The sequence below is a fragment of the Aureisphaera sp. genome, from assembly GCF_059726885.1.
This window is the reverse complement of record NZ_AP041051.1, coordinates 2,356,237-2,376,669: the sequence shown is the minus strand read 5'-3', so window position 1 is coordinate 2,376,669 and position 20,433 is coordinate 2,356,237. Positions and strand designations below refer to the sequence as shown.

33 protein-coding genes are annotated in these 20,433 nt (G+C 40.6%); all 33 read right to left on the bottom strand.

The features are described from left to right. Positions 1–75 precede the first annotated feature (75 nt). Positions 76–1,362: a citrate synthase gene (locus tag AC6JAD_RS10405; protein WP_461304901.1), complete on the bottom strand. Its 1,287-nt coding sequence runs from the start codon at positions 1,360–1,362 to the stop codon at positions 76–78. 207 nt (positions 1,363–1,569) lie between these two features. Next, positions 1,570–2,856: a phosphopyruvate hydratase gene (eno, locus tag AC6JAD_RS10400; RefSeq protein ID WP_461304902.1), complete on the bottom strand. Its 1,287-nt coding sequence runs from the start codon at positions 2,854–2,856 to the stop codon at positions 1,570–1,572. Between the two features lie 125 nt (positions 2,857–2,981). After that, positions 2,982–4,106, bottom strand: a complete 1,125-nt coding sequence (gene carA / locus AC6JAD_RS10395) for a glutamine-hydrolyzing carbamoyl-phosphate synthase small subunit (RefSeq protein WP_461304903.1) — start codon at positions 4,104–4,106, stop codon at positions 2,982–2,984. Positions 4,107–4,197: 91 nt separating this feature from the next. Continuing rightward, positions 4,198–4,674: a 50S ribosomal protein L17 gene (rplQ, locus tag AC6JAD_RS10390; RefSeq protein WP_461304904.1), complete on the bottom strand. Its 477-nt coding sequence runs from the start codon at positions 4,672–4,674 to the stop codon at positions 4,198–4,200. A 63-nt stretch (positions 4,675–4,737) separates the two neighbouring features. Then, on the bottom strand, positions 4,738–5,730 hold the full coding sequence (locus tag AC6JAD_RS10385) for a DNA-directed RNA polymerase subunit alpha (protein WP_461304905.1): 993 nt from the start codon (positions 5,728–5,730) through the stop codon (positions 4,738–4,740). A gap of 98 nt (positions 5,731–5,828) precedes the next feature. Then, entirely contained in the window at positions 5,829–6,434 is a 606-nt protein-coding gene (gene rpsD / locus AC6JAD_RS10380) for a 30S ribosomal protein S4 (RefSeq protein ID WP_461304906.1), read from the bottom strand. An 82-nt stretch (positions 6,435–6,516) separates the two neighbouring features. Continuing rightward, positions 6,517–6,909: a 30S ribosomal protein S11 gene (gene rpsK, locus AC6JAD_RS10375; RefSeq protein ID WP_461304907.1), complete on the bottom strand. Its 393-nt coding sequence runs from the start codon at positions 6,907–6,909 to the stop codon at positions 6,517–6,519. An 11-nt stretch (positions 6,910–6,920) separates the two neighbouring features. Then, positions 6,921–7,295, bottom strand: a complete 375-nt coding sequence (rpsM, locus tag AC6JAD_RS10370) for a 30S ribosomal protein S13 (RefSeq protein ID WP_461304908.1) — start codon at positions 7,293–7,295, stop codon at positions 6,921–6,923. Between the two features lie 3 nt (positions 7,296–7,298). Next, on the bottom strand, positions 7,299–7,415 hold the full coding sequence (ykgO, locus tag AC6JAD_RS10365) for a type B 50S ribosomal protein L36 (RefSeq protein ID WP_013305171.1): 117 nt from the start codon (positions 7,413–7,415) through the stop codon (positions 7,299–7,301). A gap of 4 nt (positions 7,416–7,419) precedes the next feature. Next, positions 7,420–7,635, bottom strand: a complete 216-nt coding sequence (gene infA / locus AC6JAD_RS10360) for a translation initiation factor IF-1 (RefSeq protein WP_034259287.1) — start codon at positions 7,633–7,635, stop codon at positions 7,420–7,422. Between the two features lies 1 nt (position 7,636). Further along, positions 7,637–8,971: a preprotein translocase subunit SecY gene (gene secY / locus AC6JAD_RS10355; RefSeq protein ID WP_461304909.1), complete on the bottom strand. Its 1,335-nt coding sequence runs from the start codon at positions 8,969–8,971 to the stop codon at positions 7,637–7,639. A 13-nt stretch (positions 8,972–8,984) separates the two neighbouring features. Next, positions 8,985–9,437 carry a 50S ribosomal protein L15 gene (gene rplO, locus AC6JAD_RS10350; RefSeq protein ID WP_461304910.1) on the bottom strand — a complete coding sequence of 151 codons (453 nt, stop codon included), beginning with the start codon at positions 9,435–9,437 and terminating at the stop codon, positions 8,985–8,987. A gap of 11 nt (positions 9,438–9,448) precedes the next feature. Further along, a complete protein-coding gene (gene rpmD / locus AC6JAD_RS10345) occupies positions 9,449–9,628 on the bottom strand; it encodes a 50S ribosomal protein L30 (protein WP_461304911.1) in 180 nt (59 codons plus the stop codon). A 15-nt stretch (positions 9,629–9,643) separates the two neighbouring features. After that, a complete protein-coding gene (gene rpsE, locus AC6JAD_RS10340) occupies positions 9,644–10,168 on the bottom strand; it encodes a 30S ribosomal protein S5 (RefSeq protein WP_461304912.1) in 525 nt (174 codons plus the stop codon). Between the two features lie 4 nt (positions 10,169–10,172). Next, positions 10,173–10,529, bottom strand: coding sequence for a 50S ribosomal protein L18 (gene rplR, locus AC6JAD_RS10335; protein ID WP_461304913.1), 357 nt, complete (start codon positions 10,527–10,529; stop codon positions 10,173–10,175). Between the two features lie 11 nt (positions 10,530–10,540). Next, positions 10,541–11,083, bottom strand: coding sequence for a 50S ribosomal protein L6 (gene rplF, locus AC6JAD_RS10330; protein WP_461304914.1), 543 nt, complete (start codon positions 11,081–11,083; stop codon positions 10,541–10,543). A 17-nt stretch (positions 11,084–11,100) separates the two neighbouring features. Continuing rightward, entirely contained in the window at positions 11,101–11,499 is a 399-nt protein-coding gene (rpsH, locus tag AC6JAD_RS10325) for a 30S ribosomal protein S8 (protein WP_461304915.1), read from the bottom strand. A 62-nt stretch (positions 11,500–11,561) separates the two neighbouring features. Then, the gene (gene rpsN / locus AC6JAD_RS10320; RefSeq protein WP_272863804.1) at positions 11,562–11,831 is read right to left on the bottom strand and encodes a 30S ribosomal protein S14; all 270 of its coding nucleotides are present in this window, start codon (positions 11,829–11,831) and stop codon (positions 11,562–11,564) included. 1 nt (position 11,832) lies between these two features. Beyond that, complete coding sequence (gene rplE, locus AC6JAD_RS10315; RefSeq protein ID WP_461304916.1) at positions 11,833–12,384, bottom strand: 50S ribosomal protein L5; 552 nt, start codon at positions 12,382–12,384, stop codon at positions 11,833–11,835. A 2-nt stretch (positions 12,385–12,386) separates the two neighbouring features. After that, positions 12,387–12,701, bottom strand: coding sequence for a 50S ribosomal protein L24 (gene rplX, locus AC6JAD_RS10310; protein ID WP_461304917.1), 315 nt, complete (start codon positions 12,699–12,701; stop codon positions 12,387–12,389). A 12-nt stretch (positions 12,702–12,713) separates the two neighbouring features. Then, positions 12,714–13,082: a 50S ribosomal protein L14 gene (gene rplN, locus AC6JAD_RS10305; RefSeq protein WP_461304918.1), complete on the bottom strand. Its 369-nt coding sequence runs from the start codon at positions 13,080–13,082 to the stop codon at positions 12,714–12,716. 2 nt (positions 13,083–13,084) lie between these two features. After that, positions 13,085–13,342, bottom strand: coding sequence for a 30S ribosomal protein S17 (rpsQ, locus tag AC6JAD_RS10300; RefSeq protein WP_104812864.1), 258 nt, complete (start codon positions 13,340–13,342; stop codon positions 13,085–13,087). Between the two features lie 17 nt (positions 13,343–13,359). Beyond that, on the bottom strand, positions 13,360–13,551 hold the full coding sequence (rpmC, locus tag AC6JAD_RS10295; RefSeq protein ID WP_461304919.1) for a 50S ribosomal protein L29: 192 nt from the start codon (positions 13,549–13,551) through the stop codon (positions 13,360–13,362). 17 nt (positions 13,552–13,568) lie between these two features. Continuing rightward, positions 13,569–13,988 carry a 50S ribosomal protein L16 gene (rplP, locus tag AC6JAD_RS10290; RefSeq protein WP_461304920.1) on the bottom strand — a complete coding sequence of 140 codons (420 nt, stop codon included), beginning with the start codon at positions 13,986–13,988 and terminating at the stop codon, positions 13,569–13,571. A 20-nt stretch (positions 13,989–14,008) separates the two neighbouring features. After that, positions 14,009–14,731: a 30S ribosomal protein S3 gene (gene rpsC, locus AC6JAD_RS10285; protein ID WP_461304921.1), complete on the bottom strand. Its 723-nt coding sequence runs from the start codon at positions 14,729–14,731 to the stop codon at positions 14,009–14,011. 6 nt (positions 14,732–14,737) lie between these two features. Then, positions 14,738–15,145, bottom strand: a complete 408-nt coding sequence (rplV, locus tag AC6JAD_RS10280) for a 50S ribosomal protein L22 (RefSeq protein ID WP_272863812.1) — start codon at positions 15,143–15,145, stop codon at positions 14,738–14,740. 6 nt (positions 15,146–15,151) lie between these two features. Next, entirely contained in the window at positions 15,152–15,430 is a 279-nt protein-coding gene (rpsS, locus tag AC6JAD_RS10275; protein ID WP_461304922.1) for a 30S ribosomal protein S19, read from the bottom strand. A 3-nt stretch (positions 15,431–15,433) separates the two neighbouring features. Continuing rightward, entirely contained in the window at positions 15,434–16,258 is an 825-nt protein-coding gene (gene rplB / locus AC6JAD_RS10270; RefSeq protein ID WP_461304923.1) for a 50S ribosomal protein L2, read from the bottom strand. Between the two features lie 26 nt (positions 16,259–16,284). Further along, a complete protein-coding gene (gene rplW / locus AC6JAD_RS10265; protein WP_461304924.1) occupies positions 16,285–16,575 on the bottom strand; it encodes a 50S ribosomal protein L23 in 291 nt (96 codons plus the stop codon). 7 nt (positions 16,576–16,582) lie between these two features. Beyond that, entirely contained in the window at positions 16,583–17,212 is a 630-nt protein-coding gene (rplD, locus tag AC6JAD_RS10260; RefSeq protein ID WP_461304925.1) for a 50S ribosomal protein L4, read from the bottom strand. Next, positions 17,212–17,823, bottom strand: a complete 612-nt coding sequence (gene rplC / locus AC6JAD_RS10255) for a 50S ribosomal protein L3 (protein WP_461304926.1) — start codon at positions 17,821–17,823, stop codon at positions 17,212–17,214. The genes rplD and rplC overlap by 1 nt, the downstream gene beginning before the upstream one ends. A gap of 159 nt (positions 17,824–17,982) precedes the next feature. Next, positions 17,983–18,288, bottom strand: coding sequence for a 30S ribosomal protein S10 (gene rpsJ / locus AC6JAD_RS10250; RefSeq protein WP_010181931.1), 306 nt, complete (start codon positions 18,286–18,288; stop codon positions 17,983–17,985). A gap of 10 nt (positions 18,289–18,298) precedes the next feature. Next, positions 18,299–20,428: an elongation factor G gene (gene fusA / locus AC6JAD_RS10245; RefSeq protein WP_461304927.1), complete on the bottom strand. Its 2,130-nt coding sequence runs from the start codon at positions 20,426–20,428 to the stop codon at positions 18,299–18,301. Between the last annotated feature and the right edge of the window lie 5 nt (positions 20,429–20,433).

Genomic DNA, 20,433 nt, shown 5'->3' with positions numbered 1-20,433 from the left:
TAGTAGAAAAAAGAAAAGTAGCACACAAAAAAACACCCAACTATGTGGGTGTCTTATTATTTGATATACAACAGGTTACCTAAAATCGATGTCTTTAAATGGGCGAAGGTTCTCCCCAATATAAATCTGTCTTGGACGGCCAATGGGTTCTTTGCGCATGCGCATTTCCTTCCATTGCGATATCCAACCTGGCAAACGACCTAAGGCGAACATTGGAGTAAACATTTCTACTGGAATGCCCATAGCCCTATAAATGATTCCTGAGTAGAAATCTACATTAGGGTATAGTTTTCTATCCACGAAGTACTGGTCTTCTAGCGCTTCCCGTTCCAATCCTTTGGCAATGTCCAAAACTGGATCTTCTACCCCAAGATCTTTTAACACCTCATCTGCAGCTATTTTTATAATCCTAGCACGAGGGTCGAAGTTTTTATATACTCGATGACCAAAGCCCATTAGACGGAAAGGATCACTCTTATCCTTGGCTTTTGCCATATATTTTTTCGTGTCACCACCATCTTCTTTAATGGCTTCCAGCATTTCTATCACAGCCTGATTTGCTCCACCGTGCAATGGGCCCCAAAGGGCGTTAATCCCTGCGGAAAGGGATGCAAATAAGCCGGCGTGGGAAGACCCCACAATACGCACTGTAGATGTAGAGCAGTTTTGCTCGTGATCTGCATGCAGGATTAATAATTTATCCAATGCATCTACTACCACTTTGTTAGAAGTATATTGTCCATCTGGCTTCTTGAACATCATTTTCAGGAAGTTGTCTACATACCCTAGTGTATTATCCCCATAATCTAATGGAAGTCCCGCTCGCTTGCGATAAGCCCAAGCCGTCAACACTGGAAATTTACCCATAATGCGTACAATGGCATTGTACATCTCGTCATGGCTATCTACGTTTACCGAAGATGGGTTAAAGGCAATCAAAGCACTTGTAAGGGACGATAAAACGCCCATAGGATGTGCAGATTTTGGAAAACCATCCAAAATTTTCTTTACATCTTCATCAACATGGGATTGCTCCCTAATATCGAAATGGAACTTTTCTAACTGTTCTTTATTCGGCAATTCACCAAAAATCAATAGATAAGCCACTTCTAGGAAGTCAGCTTTCTCAGCTAAGTCCTCAATAGCATACCCTCGGTACCTCAAAACTCCTTCTTCCCCATTCAAAAAAGTAATGGCACTTTCGCAAGAACCTGTGTTCTTGTACCCCGGATCTATAGTTGTTACACCACCAGTGACCCCTCTAAGGGTCTTTATATTGATAGCAACTTCATTTTCCGTTCCTTCTATAATTGGGAATTCATATTTCTCACCGTTGATTTCAATGGTAGCGTTCTTCGACATAGTTCAATTTGATTTTTTTGTTGATTTAAAAGGATTGCTAAATTACGAAAAATTGGACGATTTTTTTAACATTTCATTACTCATGTTGGGTTAAAAAAACCTTAATTAATCAATAACGTAAGGGCAATTGCCCTTGTTAAAGTAACTGCATAAAAAAACGTCTGTCCTAAACTCATAGAACAGACGTCATTGTAGGTAAGGTTATTATTATATTTTAAATGCATTCCTGCCTGGGTAAAAGGCCGTTTCGTGCAGTTCTTCTTCTATTCGAAGTAATTGATTGTACTTGGCCATACGGTCACTACGGGATGCAGAACCAGTTTTAATCTGCCCGGTATTAAGGGCAACGGCCAAATCTGCAATTGTGTTATCCTCGGTCTCCCCACTTCTATGCGACATAACTGAGGTATACCCCGCATTATGGGCCATATTTACAGCAGCAATGGTTTCTGAAAGGGTTCCAATCTGGTTTACCTTGATAAGGATAGAATTGGCAATTCCCTCATTGATACCTCGGGACAATCGCTCCACATTGGTTACGAAAAGGTCATCTCCTACCAATTGTACTTTATCTCCAACCTTATCGGTTAAATACTTCCATCCTTCCCAGTCATTTTCGTCCATTCCATCTTCTATAGAAATGATCGGATAATTTGCGCTCAATTCGGCTAGGTAATCAGCTTGTTCTTGGGAGGTTCTTACCATTCCCTTATCCCCTTCAAATTTGGTGTAGTCATATTTTCCATCTACATAGAATTCTGCAGCGGCACAATCCAATGCGATCATTACTTCATCTCCAAGTTTATACCCGGCCTTTTCAGTAGCTAGTGCGATAGTGTCTAACGCATCTTCGGTTCCATCTAAAGTTGGAGCAAATCCTCCTTCGTCACCAACTGCAGTACTTAATCCCCTATCATGCAACACCTTCTTTAGGTTATGGAAAATTTCTGATCCCATTTGCATGGCATGGGTAAAGCTTTGAGCCTTAACTGGCATTACCATAAATTCCTGAAAAGCAATAGGGGCATCACTATGGGATCCTCCATTAATAATATTCATCATAGGAACGGGAAGTGTTTTTGCGCTTACTCCTCCTACATATCGAAACAATGACATCCCCAATTCGTTAGCTGCTGCTTTGGCTGCTGCCAGGGAAACGCCTAAAATGGCATTGGCTCCCAATTTCGATTTGTTGGGCGTACCATCTAAGTCGATCATGATTTTATCAATGGCTTCTTGCTCAAAAACAGATACTCCTAAAAGGGTTCCGGCAATCTTTCCATTTACGTTCTCTACTGCTTGCAGTACTCCTTTTCCCATATAATCATTTCCACCATCACGAAGTTCGACAGCCTCATGTTCTCCTGTGGAAGCTCCTGAAGGCACTGCTGCTCTCCCAACTACTCCATTTTCCGTAATCACATCTACTTCAACTGTTGGATTACCCCTGGAATCGAATATTTGTCTTGCGTGGATATCGATAATAATGCTCATAATTTCTTTTTTGTTTGGTTGCGTGAAGATACGAATTGTACTGTTTAATAAGGTCTGAAAACAGTAACAAACGTCCTGTTTTCAAACTAAATCGTTTTCGTTTTAACCATTAAAAAAAGCCCAACTTAATGGGCCTTTTCCAATTTTGTACTTTTTAAGTTTTCCACAAATTGATCGAACAAGTAGGCCGCATCGTGTGGTCCTGGACTTGCTTCTGGATGATATTGCACAGAGAATACTGGCTTATCTTTCAACCTAATTCCGGCCACTGTGTTATCGTTAAGGTGTACATGTGTAATTTCCACCTCAGGATGTGCTTCGGTCTCTTCCCTGTTAATAGCAAAACCGTGGTTTTGGGAAGTGATTTCCCCTTTACCGGTTAAAAGGTTTTTAATTGGGTGATTAATCCCTCTATGTCCGTTGTGCATCTTGTACGTGGAAATGCCATTGGCCAATGCCAAAACCTGATGCCCCAAACAGATACCAAATAATGGTGCTCCCGTATTAAGAATATCCTTGGCTGTTGCTATGGATTGGGTTAACGGCTCCGGATCACCGGGGCCATTGCTCAAGAAATAACCATCTGGATTAAAGGCAGCCATTTCTTCGAATGTCGTATCGTATGGGAATACTTTAATATAACAATCCCTTTGGGCGAGGTTGCGGAGGATGTTTTTCTTAATTCCAATATCCAATGCCGAAATCTTGTAGGTAGCATTTTCGTCCCCGTAGAAGTATGGTTCTTTTGCAGATACTTTACTGGCAAGCTCCAATCCGTTCATGTCGGGCACATCTGCCAATTGCTTCTTCAGTCCTTCAACATTATCCACATCGGTAGATATCACAGCGTTCATGGCTCCATTGTCCCGAATATAGCTTACCAGTGCCCTGGTATCTACATCACTAATGGCCAAAAGATTATTCTTATCCAAGAACGACTCTAATGAATCATCGGCCGAGTACCGTGAATGATGATAACTGAAATTTCTACAAATAAGCCCAGCGATTTTTACGCTATCGGACTCTACTTCTTCCTCATTGGTCCCGTAATTACCAATATGTGCATTGGTGGTAACCATTAGTTGACCGAAATAGGATGGATCTGTAAAGATCTCTTGGTAACCCGTCATTCCGGTGTTAAAACAAACTTCTCCAAAGGCTGAGCCTTCTTTTCCCCCTACGGCTTTTCCATGGAAAATGGTTCCGTCTGCCAATAGAATTAGGGCTTTTTTTCGTGTTTGATATTTCATAGTAAGAACAAAAGTTTTGCAAAAATAATTCAAAAAAAGGGATAAACTTTAAAAGCTTATCCCTTTGTTATTCACATTCGAAGAAATCAATTTATTCTTCTTCTTTATTTGCTTGCGTCTCGGCTACTGGAGCGGCTGCTTTTGCAGCTCCTCCACGACGACTACGACGTGTTGATTTCTTTTTAGCTGGTTTTCCAGCATTGTACAACTCATTGTAGTCTACTAGCTCGATCATTGCCATATCCGCGTTATCTCCCAAACGATTACCCAATTTAATGATTCGGGTATATCCTCCTGGACGATCTCCAACCTTTACAGCTACCTCTCTAAACAATTCGGTCACTGCTTCTTTCTGGCGGAGTCTGCTCATTACGATACGACGGTTGTGCGTAGTGTCTTCTTTCGACTTAGTTACCAAAGGTTCTACGAATCTCTTAAGAGCTTTCGCTTTAGCAACAGTAGTGTTGATTCTTTTGTGTTCGATCAACGAACAAGCCATATTGGCTAACATTGCCTTTCTATGGGCTGTTTTTCTACTTAAGTGATTGAATTTCTTTCCGTGTCTCATGACATTTGTTTTTAATCATCATCTTGCTACAACCCTTCTGGGGAGCAAAATATGATGGATTACTTAATCTTTATCTAATTTATATTTTGAAAGATCCATACCGAAGTTCAAACCTTTAACGTTTACTAGCTCTTCCAGCTCGGTTAAAGACTTCTTACCGAAGTTTCTGAACTTCATAAGATCATTCTTATTGTACGATACAAGGTCACCCAACGTATCTACCTCTGCAGCTTTAAGACAGTTCAAGGCACGAACGGAAAGGTCCATGTCTACCAACTTGGTCTTAAGCAACTGACGCATGTGCAAGGACTCCTCATCGTATGTTTCGGTCTGAGCAATCTCATCAGCCTCAAGGGTGATACGCTCATCACTAAATAACATAAAGTGGTGAATCAAGGTCTTAGCGGCCTCTGTCAATGCATCTTTTGGGTGAATGGAACCATCGGTAATGATTTCAAAAACCAACTTTTCGTAGTCAGTCTTTTGCTCTACACGATAGTTTTCTATACTATACTTCACATTCTTTATAGGAGTGTAGATAGAATCGGTAAAGATAGTTCCAAGAGGGGCATTCGCCTTCTTGTTCTCTTCTGCTGGAACGTATCCACGACCTTTTTCGATAGTGATTTCGAAGTTAAGGTTTACCTTGGAATCCATGTTACAGATTACCAAATCTGGGTTCAATACTTGGAAACCGGAGATGAATTTTTGAAAATCACCAGCGGTTAGCACTTCTTGACCAGACACGGAAATAGTTACAGTTTCGTTATCTATCTCATCAATTTGACGCTTAAAACGTACTTGTTTCAAGTTCAAAATGATTTCAGTAACATCTTCCACTACTCCTGCAATCGTAGAAAATTCGTGATCTACACCTTCGATACGTACTGAAGTGATTGCAAAACCTTCTAATGAAGAAAGTAAAACACGTCTTAATGCGTTACCAACTGTCAATCCATAACCAGGTTCCAAAGGACGAAATTCGAATTTCCCCTCGAAATCTGTCGAATTGATCATGATAACTTTATCAGGCTTCTGAAAACTAAATACTGCCATATTATTGTTCTTCGTTTTAATTGTTATTTGGTTGCGCGGTTTAGAAGTTTGAAGAAGACTAACAAACCCTTTGGCCAAATACCAATATGATTAATTTATTATTTAGAATATAATTCGACGATTAACTGCTCAGTAATGTTTTCTGGGATTTGAAGACGCTGAGGCACAGAAACGAACGTTCCTTCTTTTGTCTCAGAGTTCCAAGTGATCCACTCGTAAACATGACTGGCGTTTGCCAACGAATTTTGGATGGCTTCAAGGGATTTAGATTTTTCCCTCACAGCAATAACGTCACCCGCTTTTAACTGGTAAGACGGAATGTTCACTTTCTCTCCGTTCACGGTAATGTGTCGGTGAGAAACCAATTGTCTTGCAGCACTACGAGAAGGGGCGATACCCATGCGGTAAACTACGTTGTCCAAACGGGACTCACACAATTGAAGCAATACTTCCCCTGTAATTCCAGAAGCTGCAGTTGCTTTTTTAAACATGTTTCGGAACTGACGCTCCAAAATTCCGTATGTGTACTTTGCTTTTTGCTTTTCTGCCAACTGAATAGCGTACTCAGATTTTTTACCTCTCCTACGGTTGTTACCGTGTTGTCCTGGAGGGTAATTTCTTTTTTCGAAAGATTTGTCTTCTCCAAAAATAGCCTCTCCAAACTTACGGGCGATTTTTGTTTTGGGACCAGTATATCTTGCCATTTTAAAAAATTGATTTTGAAGGGAAAACTAAATTAAGGTCATCCTCTAGTTTTCTAGTTCCTTCGGTTTATACTTAAATTAATTATACTCTACGTCTTTTTGGTGGACGACATCCATTGTGCGGCATTGGAGTTACATCGATGATCTCAGTAACCTCAATTCCTGAATTATGGATGGTACGAATGGCAGATTCCCTACCATTACCAGGTCCTTTTACGTAAACTTTTACTTTACGAAGACCTGCTTCCTGTGCAACCTTTGCACAATCTTCTGCAGCCAATTGAGCTGCATAAGGAGTGTTCTTCTTAGATCCTCTAAAACCCATTTTTCCGGCAGAAGACCAAGAGATTACATCCCCGTTTTTATTGGTCAACGAAATGATAATATTGTTGAAGGATGCGGTGATATGTGCTTCACCGGTTGCCTCGATATTAACCTTACGTTTTTTTGTACTTTTTGAGCTAGACTTTGCCATATCTCTAGGTATTATTTAGTTGCTTTTTTCTTGTTAGCAACTGTTTTACGTTTTCCTTTTCTCGTTCTTGAGTTATTCTTTGTACGCTGTCCTCTTAAAGGAAGACCCGATCTGTGACGAATACCTCTGTAACAACCGATGTCCATTAAGCGCTTAATGCTCAATTGAACTTCACTACGTAGCTCACCTTCGATTTTGTAAGACCCAACAGCTTCACGAATTTTTCCGATTTCATCATCGTTCCATTCGTTTACTTTTTTGTCTTCGCTAACTCCGGCTTTTTCCAATATATCCTGTGCACGGCTTTTCCCGATTCCAAAGATATACGTTAACGCGATTACACCCCTTTTCTGTTTCGGGATATCTACACCTGCGATTCTTGCCATAACTTATCCTTGTCTTTGTTTGAACCTTGGGTTCTTTTTGTTAATTACATATAATCGGCCTTTTCTGCGAACGATCTTGCAGTCGGCACTTCTTTTTTTAACGGATGCTCTTACTTTCATCTCTTTAGTATCTGTATGTTATACGAGCCTTAGTTAAATCGTACGGGCTCATCTCTAATTTTACCTTATCTCCGGGTAATAATTTAATATAGTGCATACGCATCTTACCCGAAATATGCGCTGTAACAATATGACCGTTTTCCAATTCGACACGAAACATTGCATTAGATAATGCTTCTACAATGGTTCCGTCTTGTTCTATTGCTGGTTGCTTTGCCATATTATGCTACTGCTTTTCTGTTTTTACCACTTTTCATTAATCCGTCATAGTGACGATTTAACAAGTAGGAATTAATCTGTTGCATTGTATCGATAGCCACACCTACCATAATTAGTAGTGAGGTACCTCCGAAGAACAATGCCCATCCTTGCTGCACTCCCATAAGCTTTACGATAAAAGCTGGGAAGATGGCAATAAGTGCCAAGAAAACCGATCCTGGCAATGTTATCTGAGACATGATTCTATCTAAGTACTCCGCCGTATCCGTTCCTGGTTTAATTCCTGGAATAAATCCTCCACTGCGTTTAAGGTCATCTGCCATTTTATTGGTTGGTACCGTAATTGCCGTATAGAAATACGTAAAGATGATAATCAATAATGCAAATACTACATTGTACCAAAGACCGAAGATATCGCTAAAGGTAGCCAACATATTCTGTCCGAAATCCGTATCCCTAAGCCTAGGTAAGTTTGCCAACGCCGTTGGAACAAACATCAATGCTTGGGCAAAGATAATTGGCATTACCCCAGAAGCATTTAACTTCAAAGGAATGAACTGTCTTGCTCCAAAAATATTCTTTTCATATCCTCCGCTTGCTGTTCTACGGGCATACTGTACGGGTATTTTACGCACAGCAAGTACCAGTAGGACCGAGAGCAGTATGATGACAAACCAAATTACCAACTCGATCAACACCAACATAAATGGACTGGAATTTACTTCCTGAACAAATGCCTGAGGCAACGTGGCAATAATACCCACCATAATAAGAATGGAAATACCATTTCCAATTCCTTTGTCGGTAATTCTCTCACCTAACCACATGGCGAAAATACATCCTGTTACCAATATGATAATGGAAGAAACATAGAAGGTAGGTGTAAGACCCAAGACAAAAGCATCTGAAGGGACACCCAAATATTGGATACCTGCAATGTAACTTGGCGCTTGAACCAAACAGATACCAATGGTTAACCAACGAGTAATCTGAGTGATTTTCTTTCTACCACTTTCTCCTTCTTTCTGTAGTTTCTGAAGATAAGGGACGGCAATTTGCATCAATTGTACCACAATAGAGGCAGAGATGTAGGGCATGATCCCCAAAGCAAATACAGAGGCATTTGAAAATGCACCTCCTGTAAAAGCATCAAGTAATCCACCTAGTCCTCCTCCAGCAAATTTACCAGAGAACTCAGATAGCTTTGACGCATCTATTCCCGGTAATACAATTTGGGCACCAAAACGGTACACCAATAGAAGACCCAAAGTAACCATGATACGGCTACGTAGCTCTTCTATTTTGAAAACATTTTTTATGGTATCAATAAATTTCATCCTTTATAAATAATTAAAGTTCTACAGCTTCACCTCCTGCAGCTTCGATAGCCGCTTTTGCAGAAGCAGTAAACTTATGAGCAGATACTTTCAATTTAGCTTTTAGCTCGCCTCTTCCCAAGATCTTTACCATCTCGTTCTTACCAGCAAGTCTTAGACTTACCATAGTATCAAAATCTACAGTATCCTTAATTTTCTTGTTGTCTACTAACGCCTGAAGTGTATCCAAGTTTACTCCTTGGTACTCCTTACGGTTAATGTTCTTGAAACCGAACTTAGGCACACGACGCTGTAATGGCATCTGCCCTCCTTCGAATCCTAGTTTCTTGGAGTAACCAGAACGTGACTTAGCCCCTTTGTGTCCACGGGTAGCGGTACCACCTTTACCGGAACCTTGCCCACGTCCTACGCGCTTTCCTTGTTTTTTAACCGAACCTTCAGCTGGTTTTAAATTACTTAAATCCATTGTTCAATATCTTATTTAGTCTCAACAGAAACTAGGTGATTAACTTTTTTTATCATACCAAGAATATTTGGCGTATCCTCATGCTCCACTGTTTGACCAATTTTTTTCAGGCCTAGAGCTTCAAGGGTTCTCTTTTGGTTTTGCGAGCGCTTGATCGCACTGCGTACCTTTGTTACTTTAATCTTTGCCATAACTCTTCAGTAATTTTATCCTTTATACAATTTCTCTAATGAAATTCCTCTTTGTCTCGCAACGGTTTGGGCGCTTCTCATTTGCAATAGAGCATCGAAAGTTGCCTTTACTACGTTGTGAGGGTTAGAAGATCCTTGAGATTTTGACAATACATCGTGAACTCCAACGGCTTCCAATACGGCACGAACTGCACCACCGGCAATTACCCCCGTACCAGGAGCAGCAGGTAACAAGGTTACTCTAGCTCCACCGTACTTTCCTTTTTGCTCGTGAGGAAGTGTTCCTTTATTAAGAGGAATACGTACCAAGTTCTTTTTTGCGTCTTCAATTGCTTTGGCAATGGCACTAGCAACATCTTTAGACTTTCCAAGTCCTTGACCTACTACTCCATTTTCATCACCAACCACTACGATAGCTGAAAATCCGAAAGCTCTACCTCCCTTGGTTACTTTGGTAACACGTTGTACACCAACCAAACGGTCTTTCAATTCTAGACCTCCGGGCTTAACTGTTTCTACGTTTTTATAATTTTGATACATATTCTTAGAATTTTAGTCCGCCCTCGCGAGCTCCTTCAGCCAATGATTTAACTCTTCCATGGTATAGGTAACCTCCGCGGTCAAAAGTAATGCTTTCAACTCCAGCTTTTACAGCTTTTTCGGCAATTGCTTTACCTACCAATTTTGCTACTTCCGACTTGTTCGCCTTGGAAGCATCTATATCTTTATCTCTTGAAGATGCAGCGGTAATGGTTTTACCATTTACATCGTCAATAAGTTGCGCATAAATTTCTTTATTGCTTCTGAAAACCGCCAAACGTGGTCGTTGCTCGGTACCAGAAACCGACTTTCTAATTCTGAAACGGATGCGATCTCTTCTGTCGCTTTTAGATAATGCCATAACTTAATTTCTTATGCAGATTTACCTGCTTTTCTTCTAATGATCTCACCAACAAACTTGATTCCTTTCCCTTTGTAAGGTTCTGGTTTACGGAAGCCACGGATCTTAGCCGCTACCTGCCCTACCAATTGCTTGTCATGCGAGGTTAATTTTACAATAGGATTTTTTCCTTTCTCACTTACGGTCTCCACTTTAACTTCGGGAGCAATGTCCATAACAATATTGTGAGAAAAACCAATGGCCAAATCCAATTTGTTGCCTTGGTTGCTGGCACGGTAACCTACTCCTACCAATTCTAGTTCTTTGGACCATCCTTCGGATACACCTTTAACCATATTGGCTACAAGAGCACGGTACAACCCGTGTTTTGCTCTGTGATCTTTGGCATCGGAAGGACGCTCTAAAACAACGTTTCCTTCTTCTACTTTTACGCTAACATCGGATATCTCCTGAGTTAACTCGCCTAACTTCCCTTTTACGGTAACTACATTTTCATTCACCTCTACGGTCACACCGTCTGGGATTGCTACTGGGCTTTTACCTATTCTTGACATTTCTAGTCTTTATTAAATTAGTATACGTAACAAAGTACCTCACCACCTACATTCTGAGATTGAGCTTGCTTTCCTGTCATTACTCCAGCTGAAGTAGAAACAATAGCGACACCCAAACCATTCAATATACGAGGCATTTCGGAAGCACCTGAATACTTACGTAAACCTGGTTTACTAATTCTTTGAATCTTCTTGATTACCGGATCTTTGGTAAGCTTGTCATATTTAAGGGCAATCTTAATGGTCCCTTGGGGTCCTTTGTCCTCAAATTTGTAGCTCAATACGAATCCTTGATCGAATAGGATCTTGGTAATCTCTTTTTTAACATTTGAAGCAGGGACTTCAACTACTCTGTGTCCTGCTTTTACTGCATTTCTAACCCTAGTTAGAAAATCTGCGATTGGATCTGTTGTCATTTATCCTAATTTACGGTAACGGTTTTCGGCTTTTGCCAAACCTTCTACCCATTTATAATTTACTACCAGCTAGCTTTTCTAACACCGGGAATTAATCCTTGGTTAGCCATTTCACGAAAAGTTACACGTGAAATACCAAACTGTCTCATATACCCTTTAGGTCTACCTGTTAATTTGCAACGATTGTGCATACGGATAGGAGATGCATTTTTTGGCAGTTTCTGAAGTGCTTCGTAGTCACCAGCTTCTTTCAAAGCTTTGCGCTTTTCAGCATACTTCGCTACCGTTTTTGCTCTTTTCACCTCGCGGGCTTTCATTGATTCTTTAGCCATCTTAGTTCTTTTTAAAAGGTAATCCTAGTTCAGACAATAATGATTTTGCTTCTTTATCGGTTTCGGCAGAAGTAACGAAAGTGATGTTCATCCCTTCGATTTTCTTTACCTTGTCGATATCGATCTCTGGAAAGATGATTTGTTCGGTAACTCCTAAAGAGTAGTTACCTCTACCATCGAATCCAGTAGCTTTAATTCCTCCAAAGTCACGTACACGTGGCAATGCAGAGGTAATTAAACGATCTAAGAACTCATACATACGTTCTCCACGTAATGTAACTTTTGCTCCAATGGGCATTCCTTTACGAAGTTTGAAAGTAGCCACATCCTTTTTGGAAATGGTTGGAACTGCTCTCTGACCCGTAATATTGGTCAATTCGTCTACGGAATACTCGATCAATTTCTTATCGGCTACTGCATTACCAACTCCACGAGATACTACGATGCTCTGCAATTTTGGTACCTGCATAACGTTCTTGTAACCGAACTCATCCATAAGAGCGGTAATTACCTTGCTCTTGTATTCTTCTTTAAGTCTTGGTGTATATCCCATAACTATATTGCTTGTTGCGATTTTTTAGAAAACCGTACTTTTTTACCATCTTCCATTCTGTACCCTACGCGTGTTGCTTCACCTGATTTAGGATCTACAATAGATAGGTTAGAGATATGAATAGGAGCTTCTTTCTCTGTAATTCCACCTTGAGGGTTTGCAGCACTAGGCTTCTCATGTTTCTTTACAATGTTTACTCCTTCTACAATTGCTTTGTTCTTTTCAAGGAAAATACGTAGCACTTTACCCTCGGATCCTTTATGGTCCCCAGCGGTTACGATTACGTTGTCTCCTGTTTTTATCTTAAGCTTTGCCATCTTACTTTCGCATTAAAGCACCTCAGGTGCCAATGATACTATTTTCATGAATTGCTTGTCGCGAAGCTCTCTTGCCACCGGACCAAATACACGAGTACCTCTCATTTCCCCTTGAGGACCTAATAATACACATGCGTTGTCGTCGAAACGGATATAAGATCCGTCAGGTCTTCTAACTTCTTTTACGGTACGCACAACCACAGCTGTAGAAACCGTACCTTTTTTTACATTTCCGTTAGGAGTTGCTTCCTTTACAGTAACCACAATTTTGTCTCCAATAGAAGCGTAACGTTTCTTTGTACCTCCTAACACACGGATGGTAAGTACTTCCTTAGCCCCGGTGTTATCTGCTACTTTTAGTCTTGATTCTTGTTGTACCATGATTACTTAGCTCTTTCAATGATTTCTACTAATCTCCAACATTTGGTTTTACTCATAGGTCGTGTTTCCATGATCTTAACAGTATCCCCTTCGTTGCAGTCGTTTTTCTCGTCGTGTGCTACGTACTTCTTCGTCTTCAAAACGAACTTTCCATACATAGGGTGCTTTACTTTTTTCACCTCTGAAACAACAATGGATTTTTCCATTTTGTTAGAAGTTACTACACCAATACGCTCTTTTCTTAAATTTCTTTTTTCCATCTTTCAGCTTCGTACAATTATTGCACCTCTCTTTTAGTTAGTTCTGTCGCAATTCTAGCAATGGCTCTTCTGTGACCTCTTAATTGAATTGGATTTTCCAACGGTGATATAGCGTGTGCTATTTTTAGATCCGTTGAGGCCTTTTTAAGTTCAGCCAAACGCTCTTGTAGCTCCGCTGTTGATGCTTCTATTATTTCTGATTGTTTCATATTGACAATTCTAAAAATTAAGCTTGATAGTCTCTTGAAATCAAAAACTTGGTTTTCACCGGAAGTTTCTGAGCTGCCAATCGCAATGCTTCTTTGGCAACTTCTAAAGGAACTCCAGCCACTTCAAACAAAACCCTTCCAGGTTTTACTACAGCTGCCCAGTACTCTACGGCACCCTTACCTTTACCCATACGTACCTCGAGAGGTTTCTTGGTAATTGGCTTATCTGGAAAGATCATGATCCACAAGGAACCTTCCCTTTTCATATAACGGGTAGCTGCAATACGAGCGGCCTCTATTTGACGTGCTGTCAAGAAATTCGATTCTAAAGACTTAATACCAAAAGTTCCGTATGACAACTGATTACCACGACCAGCATTACCTTTCATACGTCCTTTCTGCTGTTTACGGAATTTTGTTCTTTTAGGTTGTAACATCTTCTTTTCTCTTTAAAAAATTACTTTCTGTTACGACGTGATTTGTTGTTACCACCTCGACCAGAACCACCTTTTCCACCTTTCTTGGATAAACCAACTAGCGGAGAAAGCTCTCTTTTTCCATATACTTCACCTTTCATAATCCATACTTTTACACCCAGTCTACCATAAGTAGTATGAGCTTCTACCAAAGCATAGTCTATGTCGGCTCTAAAAGTCGATAAAGGAATACGACCATCTTTGTACGCTTCACTACGTGCCATTTCAGCACCGTTTAGACGTCCAGAGATTTGAATCTTGATACCTTCGGCATTCATACGCATAGCTGCAGCAATAGCCATTTTAATCGCACGACGGTATGAAATTCGATTTTCAATTTGTCGAGCAACACTGGCAGCTACCAAGTAAGAATCCAATTCTGGTCTCTTGATCTCATGAATGTTGATCTGTACTTCTTTACCAGTAATCTTCTTAAGCTCTTCCTTTAACTTGTCTACCTCTTGACCTCCTTTACCGATAATGATACCGGGACGGGCTGTAGTGATAGTAACGGTTACAAGTTTCAGGGTTCTTTCGATGATTACCCTAGACACACTAGCTTTACTTAAACGAGCGTGAACATATTTTCTAATCTTATCGTCCTCGGCCAATTTATCGCCGTAGTCGTTACCTCCGTACCAGTTGGATTCCCATCCTCTAATGATACCTAAGCGGTTTCCGATTGGATTTGTCTTCTGTCCCATTTAAATTTAGCTTTGTGTGTTATCGTTAGCTCCAAGCACCAATGTTACGTGGTTGGAACGTTTTCTGATTCTGTGAGCGCGTCCTTGTGGCGCAGTACGAAGTCTTTTCAACATAGTACCACCATCTACACGGATTTCCTTAATAAAAAGATCTGCATCCTCAATAGAAGCATCTTCGTTCTTTGCTTGCCAGTTGGCAATTGCAGAAAGTAACAACTTCTCCAAACGGCGTGAAGCTTCTTTTTGACTGAATCTTAAAATATTAAGCGCTTTATCTACTTTCTCACCTCTTACCAAATCCGCTACTAAGCGCATCTTTCTCGGTGATGTAGGGCAATTGTTCAACTTAGCGAAGTATTGAGTCTTCTTCGCCTCCTTGATTTGCTCTGCTCTTTCTCTTTTACGAACTCCCATGGCCTATTATTTTTTTCCTTTATTTTTTGCACCAGCGTGACCACGGAATGATCTTGTAGGTGAAAATTCTCCTAGTTTATGTCCTACCATGTTTTCAGTTACATATACAGGAACAAATTGACGTCCATTATGTACTGCAATGGTCTGCCCAACAAAATCCGGAGTAATCATAGAAGCACGTGACCAAGTTTTAATCACAGTCTTCTTATTGGCCTCCACATTTGCTAGCACTTTCTTCTCTAACTTATAGTGAACGTATGGTCCTTTTTTTAATGATCTTGCCATAGCTTATTTCTTTCTACGTTCGATTATGTATTTATTACTCGCTTTTGTCTTAGAACGGGTTCTATATCCTTTTGCTGGGATTCCGTTTCTAGATCTTGGGTGTCCTCCAGAAGATTTACCTTCACCACCACCCATTGGGTGATCAACAGGGTTCATTACAACTGGTCTCGTACGAGGCCTTCTACCTAACCATCTTGATCTACCTGCTTTACCAGATACCAACAATTGGTGATCACTGTTAGATACGGCTCCAATTGTTGCCATACATGTAACGAGGATCAAACGGGTTTCACCAGAAGGCAATTTAACCGTTGCATACTTACCGTCCCTTGCCATAAGCTGTGCGAATGCACCAGCACTACGAGCCATTACGGCCCCTTGACCGGGACGTAACTCTAAACAGGAAACAATAGTACCTAATGGGATATTTGCTAAGGTCATGGCATTTCCAATTTCTGGAGCCACTTTTTCACCTGAAACGATGTTTTGACCTACTTGAAGTCCGTTTTGAGCAATTACATATCGCTTCTCACCATCTTGATAGTTTAACAAAGCGATAAATGCTGTACGGTTTGGATCGTATTCAATAGAGGCAACTGTAGCAGGAATTCCATGCTTGTTGCGTTTAAAGTCGATAATTCTATATCTTCTTTTATGACCACCACCTTTGTAGCGCATGGTCATTTTTCCTTGACTGTTTCTACCTCCAGAACGTTTTTTCGGAGCTAATAAACTCTTCTCCGGCTTATCAGTTGTAATGGCGTCAAATCCATTTACAACTCTAAAACGCTGTCCTGGGGTGATTGGTTTTAACTTTCTTACTGACATTGTTGTCTTTTTAAATCTAAATTAGATTAGATGTTTGCGTAAAAATCGATTGTATCACCTTCCGCCACCTGTACAATTGCTTTTTTATAAGCGTTTGTTTTACCAGTTTGGATACCCGTTTTCGTATAACGAACACGTCTATCTGGGCGGACATTCATTGTGCGAACTGTAGTAACAGAAACCCCATAAGCAGCCTCAACTGCTTTTTTGATTTCAATCTTGTTCGCCTTTGAGTTTACTACAAAAGTGAAACGGTTATTGTCTTCCGCATCCCTTGTAGCTTTTTCTGTAATAATAGGTTTAATTAAGATATCCATCTTATTTCTATTTACTTAAGTTTTCTTCAATTCCTTCCAAAGAACCTTCAAACAACACTAGGCTGTTTGCGTTCATAATTTTGTAAGTGCTTAATTCTGAGTTAGTTACAACTTCAGTGCCTTTCAAATTACGAGACGACAAATATACATTATTATTCGACTCTCCCAACACAAACAAAGATTTTTTGTTCTCCAGTCCTAGCTTCTTCAAAACAGCAGTGAACTCTTTGGTCTTTGGCGCATCTAACGTAAAGTCCTCAAGCACAACGATTGACTTATCATTTGCCTTCATTGTAAGGGCAGATTTACGTGCCAAACGCTTTACATTTTTGTTCAATTTAAAGGAGTAATTCCTTGGTCTTGGACCGAACATTCTTCCTCCTCCTTTAAACACACCAGACTTGATACTTCCCGCACGGGCCGTACCAGTTCCTTTTTGCTTTTTGATCTTACGGGTACTACCAGTAATCTCACCACGCTCCTTGGATTTGTGGGTTCCTTGACGCTGATTTGCCAAGTACTGTTTTACATCAAGGTACACAGCATGATTATTAGGCTCAATACCGAACACGTCCTTAGAAAGGTCTGCCTTTCTACCCGTGTCTTTTCCGTTTTTATCTAATACAGCTACCTTCATTATTTCTGAATCGTTACGTAAGCGTTTTTGTGACCTGGCACACACCCTTTCACAACAAGCAGGTTCTTTTCAGCAACTACTTTTAACACTCTCAAGTTTTGTACTTTCACTTTCTCATTCCCCATTTGTCCAGCCATACGCATCCCTTTGAATACTCGTGCAGGATACGATGCCGCACCAATGGAACCAGGTGCTCTTAATCGGTTATGCTGACCGTGAGTAGCTTGACCCACTCCCGCAAAACCATGGCGTTTTACAACCCCTTGGAAACCTTTACCTTTGCTAGTTCCTGCAACATCCACGAACTCACCTTCGATAAAGTGCTCTACCGTAATAGTATCACCTAATTTATACTCCTCTTCAAATCCTTGGAATTCAACAACTTTACGCTTTGCAGCGGTTCCCGCTTTTTTAGCATGCCCATCGGCAGCTTTGTTAGCAGTCTTTTTGTCATCGAAACCAAGCTGAAGAGCTTCATACCCGTCAACCTCTTTGGTTCTGACTTGGGTAACAACACAGGGGCCTGCCTCTATAACGGTACACGGAATATTCTTTCCGTTCTCGTCGAAGATGCTGGTCATCCCTATCTTTCTTCCAATTAACCCAGACATATTTACTAATTTATAGTTATTACTTATTTACTTTTTTTCTCGGAAACCCTTTCTAAAAAATCGGGGTCAAAATAAATTCGACCCCGAATGTTATTTTGTTTCCGTTTTTCCCTCGCCCGCAGCTCAGGACATGTCTTCCAGATAATTCTGGAGGTATACTTACACCTTGATCTCTACTTCTACACCACTTGGAAGCTCTAATTTCATAAGAGCATCGATGGTTTTTGATGAAGAACTGTAGATGTCCAACAAGCGCTTGTAAGAACTTAGTTGAAACTGCTCTCTACTCTTCTTATTCACGTGTGGCGAACGCAACACGGTAAAGATCTTTTTGTGCGTAGGTAAAGGAATAGGACCTGTTACTACAGCACCGGTACTTTTTACGGTCTTTACGATTTTCTCAGCAGATTTGTCCACTAAATTATGATCGTAAGATTTTAATTTGATTCTAATTTTTTGACTCATTGCTGATTATTTATACGTTAGCGGTTCCTCTTGCTGCTGCAATCACCTCTTCTGAAATATTAGAAGGGGTTTCTGCATAATGTGAAAATTCCATGGTAGAAGTTGCACGACCCGAAGACAACGTTCTCAATGTGGTTACATAACCAAACATTTCAGAAAGTGGCACTTCTGCCTTAACAACTTTAGATCCTGCACGGTCGCTCATGTCATTTACTTGACCACGACGACGGTTAAGGTCTCCTACAATATCACCCATGTTTTCTTCTGGAGTTAATACCTCCAATTTCATAATAGGCTCCATAATTACAGCTCCAGCAGATTTTGCTACGTTCTTGAAACCAAGCTTCGCAGCCAATTCGAATGACAACTGATCGGAATCTACAGGGTGGAATGAACCATCCTTAAGAGTCACTTTCATACTGTCTACTTCGAATCCAGCTAAAGGACCGTTTTTCATAGCGGCTTTGAATCCTTTTTCAACTGAAGGGATAAATTCTTTAGGAATATTACCACCTTTAATATTGTTAACGAATTCAAGACCAACTTTTCCTTCATCGGCTGGCCCTAGTGTAAATACGATATCCGCAAATTTACCACGACCCCCTGTTTGTTTCTTATATACTTCTCTGTGATCCGCATCACGCGTAATCGCTTCTTTGTACTCTACCTGAGGCTTACCTTGGTTCACTTCCACCTTAAACTCACGCTTCAAACGATCCACGATAATATCTAAGTGAAGCTCTCCCATACCAGAGATAACTGTTTGACCAGAAGCCTCGTCAGTACGCACTTGGAATGTTGGATCCTCTTCGGCCAATTTTGCCAAAGCCATACCCAATTTATCCACGTCCGCCTTTGTTTTAGGCTCTACAGCAATACCAATTACCGGATCTGGGAAATCCATAGATTCCAATACGATTGGAGATTTCTCAGCAGAAAGGGTATCACCTGTCTTAATATCTTTAAATCCTACAGCTGCACCAATATCACCAGCTTCGATAAAATCGATAGCATTTTGTTTATTGGAATGCATTTGGTAGATACGAGAGATACGCTCTTTCTTACCCGATCGGTTGTTCAACACATAAGAACCTGCATCTAAACGACCAGAATAGGTACGGAAGAATGCCAAACGTCCTACGAAAGGATCGGTAGCAATCTTAAATGCCAAAGCTGCAAAAGGATCTTTCACATCTGGCTTACGGCTTATTTCTTCTTCGGTATCTGGGTCGGTTCCAATAATCGCATCCCTATCTACAGGAGATGGAAGGTAACGACATACAGCATCTAACAAGAATTGAACTCCTTTATTTTTAAATGCAGAACCACAGATCATAGGAATGATAGACATATCCATTACGGCAGCACGCAATGCAGCGTGAATTTCTTCTTCAGTAATAGAGTTTTCGTCCTCCATGTACTTCTCTAAAAGATCTTCGTCATACGCAGCAACCTCTTCAATAAGCTTACCTCTTAGTTCAGCAGCTTCCGCCTTCAAATCCTCAGGAATTTCGATTACATCGAAAGTAGCTCCCTGCGTCTCATCATGCCAAACAATAGCACGGTTCTTCACCAAGTCTACGATACCTTTAAAATCTGCCTCATCACCAATGTTCATAACAATTGGCACAGCATTGGATCCCAACATATCTTTTACTTGCTGACAAACACCCATAAAGTTAGATCCTTGACGGTCCATTTTATTCACGAAACCAATACGAGGTACTTTATAGTTATCTGCCAATCTCCAGTTAGTTTCAGATTGTGGCTCCACACCATCTACTGCACTAAACAAGAAAACCAATCCGTCCAATACACGTAAAGAACGGTTCACCTCTACTGTAAAGTCTACGTGACCAGGAGTATCGATGATGTTAAAATGGTAACCTTTAGTTTCATCTGTTGGCTGTCCATTTTCGATTGGGAATTTCCAAGTACATGTAGTAGCTGCAGAAGTAATGGTAATACCTCTTTCCTGCTCTTGCTCCATCCAGTCCATAGTAGCAGCACCATCGTGAACTTCTCCAATCTTATGGCTTACCCCAGTATAATAAAGGATACGCTCTGTAGTGGTAGTCTTACCGGCATCAATGTGCGCAGCAATACCTATATTTCTAGTAAGTTTTAAATCTCTTGCCATTTTTT

Coding starts and splice junctions, on each gene's coding strand:
- rplF (WP_461304914.1), bottom strand. CDS start 11,083: ATGTCAAGAATAGGTAAAAGCCCAGTAGCAATCCCAGACGGTGTGACC.
- rpsN (WP_272863804.1), bottom strand. CDS start 11,831: ATGGCTAAAGAATCAATGAAAGCCCGCGAGGTGAAAAGAGCAAAAACG.
- secY (WP_461304909.1), bottom strand. CDS start 8,971: ATGAAATTTATTGATACCATAAAAAATGTTTTCAAAATAGAAGAGCTA.
- AC6JAD_RS10385 (WP_461304905.1), bottom strand. CDS start 5,730: ATGGCAGTATTTAGTTTTCAGAAGCCTGATAAAGTTATCATGATCAAT.
- AC6JAD_RS10405 (WP_461304901.1), bottom strand. CDS start 1,362: ATGTCGAAGAACGCTACCATTGAAATCAACGGTGAGAAATATGAATTC.
- rpsM (WP_461304908.1), bottom strand. CDS start 7,295: ATGGCAAGAATCGCAGGTGTAGATATCCCGAAACAGAAAAGGGGTGTA.
- carA (WP_461304903.1), bottom strand. CDS start 4,106: ATGAAATATCAAACACGAAAAAAAGCCCTAATTCTATTGGCAGACGGA.
- rplP (WP_461304920.1), bottom strand. CDS start 13,988: ATGTTACAACCTAAAAGAACAAAATTCCGTAAACAGCAGAAAGGACGT.
- rplB (WP_461304923.1), bottom strand. CDS start 16,258: ATGTCAGTAAGAAAGTTAAAACCAATCACCCCAGGACAGCGTTTTAGA.
- rpsK (WP_461304907.1), bottom strand. CDS start 6,909: ATGGCAAAGTCTAGCTCAAAAAGTACAAAAAAACGTAAGGTTAATATC.
- rpsH (WP_461304915.1), bottom strand. CDS start 11,499: ATGACAACAGATCCAATCGCAGATTTTCTAACTAGGGTTAGAAATGCA.
- rpsJ (WP_010181931.1), bottom strand. CDS start 18,288: ATGAGTCAAAAAATTAGAATCAAATTAAAATCTTACGATCATAATTTA.
- rplD (WP_461304925.1), bottom strand. CDS start 17,212: ATGAAGGTAGCTGTATTAGATAAAAACGGAAAAGACACGGGTAGAAAG.
- rpmD (WP_461304911.1), bottom strand. CDS start 9,628: ATGGCAAAGATTAAAGTAACAAAGGTACGCAGTGCGATCAAGCGCTCG.
- rpsE (WP_461304912.1), bottom strand. CDS start 10,168: ATGTATCAAAATTATAAAAACGTAGAAACAGTTAAGCCCGGAGGTCTA.
- eno (WP_461304902.1), bottom strand. CDS start 2,856: ATGAGCATTATTATCGATATCCACGCAAGACAAATATTCGATTCCAGG.
- infA (WP_034259287.1), bottom strand. CDS start 7,635: ATGGCAAAGCAACCAGCAATAGAACAAGACGGAACCATTGTAGAAGCA.
- rplX (WP_461304917.1), bottom strand. CDS start 12,701: ATGGCAAAGCTTAAGATAAAAACAGGAGACAACGTAATCGTAACCGCT.
- rpsD (WP_461304906.1), bottom strand. CDS start 6,434: ATGGCAAGATATACTGGTCCCAAAACAAAAATCGCCCGTAAGTTTGGA.
- rplW (WP_461304924.1), bottom strand. CDS start 16,575: ATGGATATCTTAATTAAACCTATTATTACAGAAAAAGCTACAAGGGAT.
- rpmC (WP_461304919.1), bottom strand. CDS start 13,551: ATGAAACAATCAGAAATAATAGAAGCATCAACAGCGGAGCTACAAGAG.
- rplO (WP_461304910.1), bottom strand. CDS start 9,437: ATGGATTTAAGTAATTTAAAACCAGCTGAAGGTTCGGTTAAAAAACAA.
- rpsC (WP_461304921.1), bottom strand. CDS start 14,731: ATGGGACAGAAGACAAATCCAATCGGAAACCGCTTAGGTATCATTAGA.
- fusA (WP_461304927.1), bottom strand. CDS start 20,428: ATGGCAAGAGATTTAAAACTTACTAGAAATATAGGTATTGCTGCGCAC.
- rplQ (WP_461304904.1), bottom strand. CDS start 4,674: ATGAGACACGGAAAGAAATTCAATCACTTAAGTAGAAAAACAGCCCAT.
- rplR (WP_461304913.1), bottom strand. CDS start 10,529: ATGGCATTATCTAAAAGCGACAGAAGAGATCGCATCCGTTTCAGAATT.
- rplV (WP_272863812.1), bottom strand. CDS start 15,145: ATGGGAGTTCGTAAAAGAGAAAGAGCAGAGCAAATCAAGGAGGCGAAG.
- rpsS (WP_461304922.1), bottom strand. CDS start 15,430: ATGGCAAGATCATTAAAAAAAGGACCATACGTTCACTATAAGTTAGAG.
- ykgO (WP_013305171.1), bottom strand. CDS start 7,415: ATGAAAGTAAGAGCATCCGTTAAAAAAAGAAGTGCCGACTGCAAGATC.
- rpsQ (WP_104812864.1), bottom strand. CDS start 13,342: ATGGAAAAAAGAAATTTAAGAAAAGAGCGTATTGGTGTAGTAACTTCT.
- rplN (WP_461304918.1), bottom strand. CDS start 13,082: ATGGTACAACAAGAATCAAGACTAAAAGTAGCAGATAACACCGGGGCT.
- rplC (WP_461304926.1), bottom strand. CDS start 17,823: ATGTCTGGGTTAATTGGAAGAAAGATAGGGATGACCAGCATCTTCGAC.
- rplE (WP_461304916.1), bottom strand. CDS start 12,384: ATGGGATATACACCAAGACTTAAAGAAGAATACAAGAGCAAGGTAATT.